Raw genomic sequence first — 7,062 nt, 5'->3', positions numbered from 1 at the left:
ATTATTTCTTTCGTATGCCTAAAAAGAGTTAGGCTACACCTAACTCTTAATTTTAGATTATTTCTACTACTACTTTTTTTTCTTCCTTTATTGCTGCAGCCTTTACTACAGTTCGAATAGCTTTAGCTATTCTACCTTGTTTTCCTATAACTTTTCCCACATCTTCTTTATTAACCTTAAGTTCAAGTATGATAGATTCTTCTTGAACCACTTCATTAACCTGAACATCTTCTGGTTTATCAACAAGGGATTTAGCTATTATCTCAACTAATTCTTTCATATAGTGCCTGTAAACAAATTCTGCTTACAGCGTTCACCTCCAAAAATTACTTGTTAAGGCCTGCTTGGTCGAAAAGTCTCTTAACTACATCTGTAGGTTGAGCACCCTTTTTTAACCATTCAGTAGCTTTTTCTTCATTAACTTTAACTTCTATTGGTTTAACAACTGGGTTGTAGTATCCAATTTCTTCGATAAATCTTCCATCTCTTGGACTTCTTGAATCAGCAACTACTATTCTATAGAAAGGAGCTTTCTTAGCACCCATTCTTCTAAGTCTTATCTTTACTGCCATGTTTATTTCACCTCCTTCAAAGGTTATCTATATATTTAACTCATGAAAGGCATCTTGCCAAATAATCCTTTTTTCGACTTCTTGGTCAGCGACTTCATTTGTTTCATACTTTTCTTCATAGTTTCATAGCCTTTAATAAGTTTATTAACTTCTTGTATTGTTGTACCTGCACCTAATGCAATTCTCTTCTTTCTTGAAGAAGATCCTATTACAAGTGATGGATTTCTTCTTTCTTTTAATGTCATAGAATAAATTATAGCTTCCGTCTTAGCCATTTGTTTTTCGCTCTTTTCAGCATCAATTTGCCCAAGAGCACTAGAATCAACACCTGGAACCATCTCTAAAAGTTTATTTATTGGGCCAAGCTTTTTCATTTGAGTCATAGCTGAAAGGAAATCCTCAAAATTCAGTTCAGCGCCCATCATCTTTTTAGCTAAGTCTCCAGCTTCTTTTTCATCAATAGCTTCCTGAGCCTTTTCTATTAAAGACAATACGTCTCCCATACCCAAAATTCTTGAAGCCATTCTATCTGGGTAGAAAACTTCAAAATCATTCATTTTTTCGCCGACACCAACAAACTTTATTGGTTTTTCAGTAATACTCCTTATAGATAAAGCAGCACCACCTCTTGTGTCTCCATCAAGCTTTGTCAAGATAACACCTGAAACATCAAGTTCTTTATTGAAGCTTTCTGCAACATTTACAGCATCTTGACCAGTCATTGAATCTACAACTAACAAAATTTCATTTGGATTAATGTTTTCCTTCACATCTTTGAGCTCTTGCATAAGTTCTTCATCTATGTGAAGTCTACCAGCTGTATCTATTATAATAACATTATTGCCATCTTCTCTACCTTGTTTAATAGCCGCTTTAGCTATGTCCACTGGTGATATTTTATCGCCCATAGTAAATACAGGAACATCGATCTGTTTACCAACAACCTGCAATTGCTTTATAGCTGCTGGTCTATATATATCACATGCTACAAGCAAAGGTTTTTTATTGTTCTTTCTAAGTTCCAATGCAAGTTTACCACACATAGTAGTTTTACCTGCACCTTGAAGTCCAACAAGCATAATTACTGTAGGCCCCATGCTAGAATAATTAATTTTACTCTCACTTCCACCCATAAGGTTTGTAAGCTCATCATTAACTATTTTAACTACCTGTTGACCTGGTGTTAAGCTTTGTAAAACTTCTTCTCCAACACATTTGCTACTAACATTTGAAACAAAGTTTTTAACAACTTTGTAGTTTACATCAGCCTCTAATAATGCTAGTTTTACTTCCCTCATAGCTTCTTTAATATCTTTTTCGTTAAGCTTCCCTTTACCTCTTAATTTTTTAAGAGTTCCTTGAAGCTTTTCTCCTAATCCTTCAAAAGCCATACTAAACCTCCTAATTTACTATAAATCCTCTAGTTCACTTTTTAACGTCTCATATTCTTTATCATTTATAGAATATTTAACTTTTAAATTATCTAAGAAATCTATAATTCTATTTTCTCGATTCATACTCTTTTGAAGTAAGTTAAGTTTATTCTCATAAGATAAAAGTAACTTGTAACATCTTTTTATTAAATCATGGATAGCTTGACGACTTGTGTTATTCAGTTCAGCTATTTCAGCTAAGGATAAATCCTCATTATAATATAACTCCATAATGTTACGTTGTTTTTCAGTTAATAGTGGACTATAAAAGTCCATAAGTAATGAAATTTCGACCCTATCTTCCATTCTTAATCACCTTACCCACAAAAGAGATAATAACAAATTTTCAAACTGGTGTCAAGTATTTTTACTTAACACCTTTAATTATTTAAAATAGCGCTTCTGCAAAACTTTCTGCATCAAATTCTTGCAAATCATCTACACCTTCACCTACACCTATATATCTTACAGGGATATTCAAAGTTTGTTTTATAGATATAACTACCCCACCCTTAGCAGTACCATCTAACTTTGTCAAAATAATACCGTCTATAGGACAAGCCTCCATAAACTGTTTTGCCTGTATTACTGCATTTTGACCTGTTGTTCCGTCTAAAACTAACAAAGTTTCTTTATTTTCTTCTCCATATTCCCTATCAATTATTCTGTTTATCTTCGATAACTCATTCATAAGATTTTTCTTATTATGAAGTCTACCTGCTGTATCGCAAATAAGTAAATCTACATTTCTAGCTTTTGCTGCTTGAATACCATCAAATACAACTGCAGCTGGATCTGAACCTTCACCATGTTTAACTATATCCACCCCAGCCCTTTGACTCCATATATCTAATTGATCAATAGCTGCTGCTCTAAAAGTGTCTGCTGCCGCCAACAAAACCTTCTTCCCTTCCTTTTTATTTTTTGAAGCCAATTTTCCTATTGAAGTAGTTTTACCCACACCATTAACTCCAATCACCAAAAGAACTTTCTTTTGAGCACCACTATCTTTGACATCATTTCCCTCAAGAAGCATCTCTTTGATAACTGTCTTTAAAGCAGGCAAAACTTCTTCTGTATCATTAATTTTTTCTTTTCTTATCTTAGTTTTTAGTCTATCTATAATTTCTAAGGTAGTATCCATACCTATATCAGATGTTATAAGTATCTCTTCTAATTCTTCATACAAATCATCATCTATCGTAACTGCAAGTTTAAGAGCCTCATTAATTTTATCTGTTAGTCCATCTCTTGTTTTTGCTAACCCAGATTTTAATTTATCAAACAAATTTCCAAACATAACTTTCCTCCTAATTTTTACTTAAATCAACTGAAACTACTTTAGAAACCCCTTTTTCTTCCATGGTAACACCATACATAACATCACTAGCTTCCATAGTCCCTTTTCTATGGGTAATAACTATAAACTGAGTTCCATGTGAAAATTCCTTTAGAAATTCTGCATATCTATAAACATTTGCATCATCTAGTGCGGCTTCTATCTCATCTAATATACAGAAAGGTGTTGGCTTCATCTTCAAAATAGCAAATAATAATGCAATAGCCGATAATACCTTTTCTCCTCCTGACATAAGATTTATATTTTGAAGTTTTTTTCCTGGTGGTTCAACATTAATATCTATATTAGCAGTAAGTTCATCACCTTCTGATAATATAAGTTCAGCACTTCCACCTTTAAATAACTCCTTAAAAGTAATATCAAAGTTTCTATTAAGAATCTTAAAGTTTTCTTTAAACATTACCTTCATACTAGATGTCATTTCATCAATAACTTCTAAAAGTTCTTTCTTAGCCATTTCTAAGTCCTTTTCTTGAGAAGACATAAATTCGTATTTTTCTTTTATTTCTTCATACTCTTCAATAGCTGCTAAATTTACTATTCCAAGTGCTGTTACTTTTCGCTTTAAGCTTGAAATATGGTCTTTTAAACTATTAACATCAAAAACCTCTTTAGCTATTTCTAAAGCTTCTGCAAAAGTAAGATTAAGTTCCTCGTTTAATTTTGTATAAAGATTATCCTTTTCCATCTCACTTTTTGCTTTTTGAACTTCTTTCTTATTAAGTTCTCCTTCTTCCTTATTTATTATATCTAAGGATTCATTAATTAAACTATCCTTTTTTCTAAAGTCTTCCTTAAGCTTTTCTTTTCGGAACTCTTCCTCTTTAAACAACTCTTCTAAATGCTTAATTCGCTCTTCAATAAGTCTAATATCTTCTGCCTTTGAAGAAACTCTTCCGCCCAATTCACTAATGCGTTGTTCATTATTTGTATTTTCCTCTTCCATCTTTTTAATTCTCAAATTATTCTCATTTACTTCAAAATCAACTCTTGAAATTTCATTTGTTTTATTTAATATAACTTCATCTAATGAAGCTTTGTTTACCTTTAATTCAGTCAACTTCTCGCGAGCTTCATTCACCTTGTCTCTTGAATTTAACAAAGTTGTATCTAATTCTAAAATTTTATCTTTATTTGAAGATTTTTGCCCTTCTAAATTATTTAACTCATTTTCCTTTTCACTCAATGAGATTTTTAATTTTTCAATATCGTCTTCATTTCTTTTTATCTCTCCATTAGAAACCTGGATACTATGAGTTAGTTTCTCTATTTCATTTTTTAAAACACCTATTTCACTTTCATTTTTAGCAACTTCAACATTTTTAAAATGAACTTCATCTCTACAATTTAAAATTTCTTCATCTAACTCTTTAAGATTTAGTTTTAAAGTTTCAAACACATCTAATTCCTTAGATAATTCAGCTTTCTTTATTTCTAATTCTTCACCTAAAGTTTCAATTTCTCTCTTTCTTCCTAATATATTAGCATTTTTTGTATGAATACTACCTCCAGTTAAAGCTCCTCCTGGTGCTATTATTTCTCCACTTAAAGTCACTATTCTATAGCTGTTATTCCCACGTTTTGATATAGCTAAAGCAGCATCCATATCAGTGCATACTATGGTTCTTCCCAAAAGATTGTTAATAGCTTTTTCATACTTTTTATCATATTCAACAATCTCAGAAGCAATTCCAACAAAACCATTCATGCTCTTTATTGAATTGTCTAACTGTAGTATGTTTCCCCTAATATTATTTAAAGGTAAAAATGTAGCTCTACCTAAATTATTTTTCTTTAAATAGTTAATAAGATCTTTAGCTACTTTATCATTATCTGTTATAACATTTGAAATCCCAGCACCTAACGCTATTTCAATAGCTGTTTCATACTCTTTTTTAACATTAAACACTTCTCCAACTACCTTTGTGCCATTTGCCTCTGGAATATAACCTTTATCAATTCTCTCCATTAATATTTTTACAGATCTGTTATAACCTTCGTAATGCTTTTCTAAGTTAGTCAAAATATTTTTATTTGCTTCTATCTCATTTATTGCTTTATTTAAATTCCTGATCTCACTCTCTTTTTTTGTAATCTTCCCACTTAAACTAGCTATTTCTTTCTTTTTGTCTATAATAGAAGTTTCTATAGTTCTTACTTCAGACTTGCTTTTTTCAAGCTTTTCTTTAAGACTTTCTAATGTAGCTACATTAATTTTAATATTTCCTTCCGTAGATACAAGAGCCGCCTCAGCAATTTCAATTTTTTCTTTCTTTAAAGTTAAATCATTTTTAATTAGAACTATAGAATTACTAATTTCAGAATATCCCTTTAACAGTTCAAGTTCATCATCCTTTAACCTTTTTATTTGATTCTCTATTTCTGAAATTTTATCTATTGACTCGACATTATTATTTTCAACTTTAATAATTTCTTCTTCTTTAACTTTTTGCTCTTCTAACTTTTGGTATAATTCCATTTCTGCATTATGCTTGTCTTCAAAAAGTTTAAGAATCTTGTTCTTAACCTCTTCTATTGTTATACAATTTTTTTCAATTATACTTTCTAGGTTCTTAATTCTCTCTTTATATATTTCTATATCATTAGAAATCTGTGATATTTCTTCTTTCTTTCCATAATACTCAGCCTTTTCTTCAGATGTTTTCTTTTCTAAATTCTCTATAGATTCTTCTAAAATCCTTAGCTTTTCTTTTTCTTCAACTAATGCTTCTTTCTTTCTACTTAGGCTATTTTGGCCTTTAGTAACATCTTCTATACAACCATTCAAAATTTCTTCAATTTGTTTTATGTTATGAACTAATATAGAAACTTCCTTCTCTTTAAGCTCATCTGATATTTCTTTATATTTCAAAGCTTTTTCTCTTTCAACTCTTAACGGCTCTATTCTCTCTTCATAGGTAGAAATAATATCCCTTATTCTAACTAAATTGTCATCTGTATTTGATAACTTCTTTTCAGCTTCTTCTTTTCTAGATTTATATTTAACTATACCCGCAGCTTCTTCAAGTAAGGCCCTTCTTTCTTCCGGCTTTCCACTTAAAATAGCTTCAATTTTACCTTGTCCAATTAAAGAATAACCTTCTTTTCCTATACCAGTATCCATAAACAACTGAGTTATATCTTTCAATCTACACTTTGTTCCATTTATTAAGTATTCAGTCTCCCCTGATCTAAATATTCTTCTAGAAACTGTTACTTCATTATAATCGGTTGAAAGGGTACCATCTTCATTATCTAAAGTCAGTGAAACTTGTGCTAATCCTACAGGCTTTCTAAACTGAGTCCCTGCAAAAATAACATCTTCCATCTTACCTCCTCTAAGAGTTTTTACACTTTGTTCTCCTAAAACCCATCTTACGGAGTCAGATATATTGCTTTTACCACTGCCATTAGGCCCTACAACCGCTGTTACACCCTTTTTAAATTTTAACTCTGTTTTATCTGCAAAGGATTTAAACCCTCTTATCTCAAGAGATTTCAAAAACAATCTATTCACTCCTTATTATCTAAATATAGTTGGAAGCAATCCAGCAATAAAAATAATAACTAATAATATTGTAAGAACATACATAATTTTTTGTCTTGTTTGTCTCTTCACACTAACCACTCCTATTCTTCTAGTCTAAGTTTATAGTAAAAACATAATAATTTCAATATTATCTATTCTCTCAATAAA

The 7,062-nt window shown here is 30.9% G+C and carries 6 protein-coding genes; all 6 read right to left on the bottom strand.

Features of this window, described 5'->3' with window-relative positions; translation table 11 throughout:
* Positions 1-52: 52 nt before the first annotated feature.
* Positions 53-280, bottom strand: coding sequence for a KH domain-containing protein (locus FAY47_RS02725; protein ID WP_143314883.1), 228 nt, complete (start codon positions 278-280; stop codon positions 53-55).
* A gap of 46 nt (positions 281-326) precedes the next feature.
* Positions 327-572 carry a 30S ribosomal protein S16 gene (gene rpsP, locus FAY47_RS02720; protein WP_143314882.1) on the bottom strand — a complete coding sequence of 82 codons (246 nt, stop codon included), beginning with the start codon at positions 570-572 and terminating at the stop codon, positions 327-329.
* Between the two features lie 35 nt (positions 573-607).
* Positions 608-1,963 (bottom strand): signal recognition particle protein, encoded by a 1,356-nt coding sequence (ffh, locus tag FAY47_RS02715; protein ID WP_143314881.1) that lies wholly within the window; start codon positions 1,961-1,963, stop codon positions 608-610.
* An 18-nt stretch (positions 1,964-1,981) separates the two neighbouring features.
* Positions 1,982-2,311 carry a putative DNA-binding protein gene (locus FAY47_RS02710; RefSeq protein ID WP_143314880.1) on the bottom strand — a complete coding sequence of 110 codons (330 nt, stop codon included), beginning with the start codon at positions 2,309-2,311 and terminating at the stop codon, positions 1,982-1,984.
* An 82-nt stretch (positions 2,312-2,393) separates the two neighbouring features.
* Positions 2,394-3,305, bottom strand: coding sequence for a signal recognition particle-docking protein FtsY (gene ftsY / locus FAY47_RS02705; protein WP_143314879.1), 912 nt, complete (start codon positions 3,303-3,305; stop codon positions 2,394-2,396).
* 10 nt (positions 3,306-3,315) lie between these two features.
* Positions 3,316-6,873 (bottom strand): chromosome segregation protein SMC, encoded by a 3,558-nt coding sequence (gene smc, locus FAY47_RS02700; protein WP_143314878.1) that lies wholly within the window; start codon positions 6,871-6,873, stop codon positions 3,316-3,318.
* Positions 6,874-7,062 lie beyond the last annotated feature (189 nt).

The sequence above is a fragment of the Clostridium sp. HBUAS56017 genome (genome assembly GCF_007115085.1).
Lineage (GTDB): Bacteria > Bacillota > Clostridia > Clostridiales > Clostridiaceae > Clostridium > Clostridium cibarium.
This window is presented reverse-complemented; position numbering and strand designations above follow the sequence as displayed.

Bases quoted from the DNA above. Each gene is read 5' to 3' on its own strand.
- rpsP (WP_143314882.1), bottom strand. From the start codon at position 572: ATGGCAGTAAAGATAAGACTTAGAAGAATGGGTGCTAAGAAAGCTCCT.
- ffh (WP_143314881.1), bottom strand. From the start codon at position 1,963: ATGGCTTTTGAAGGATTAGGAGAAAAGCTTCAAGGAACTCTTAAAAAA.
- FAY47_RS02725 (WP_143314883.1), bottom strand. From the start codon at position 280: ATGAAAGAATTAGTTGAGATAATAGCTAAATCCCTTGTTGATAAACCA.
- ftsY (WP_143314879.1), bottom strand. From the start codon at position 3,305: ATGTTTGGAAATTTGTTTGATAAATTAAAATCTGGGTTAGCAAAAACA.
- FAY47_RS02710 (WP_143314880.1), bottom strand. From the start codon at position 2,311: ATGGAAGATAGGGTCGAAATTTCATTACTTATGGACTTTTATAGTCCA.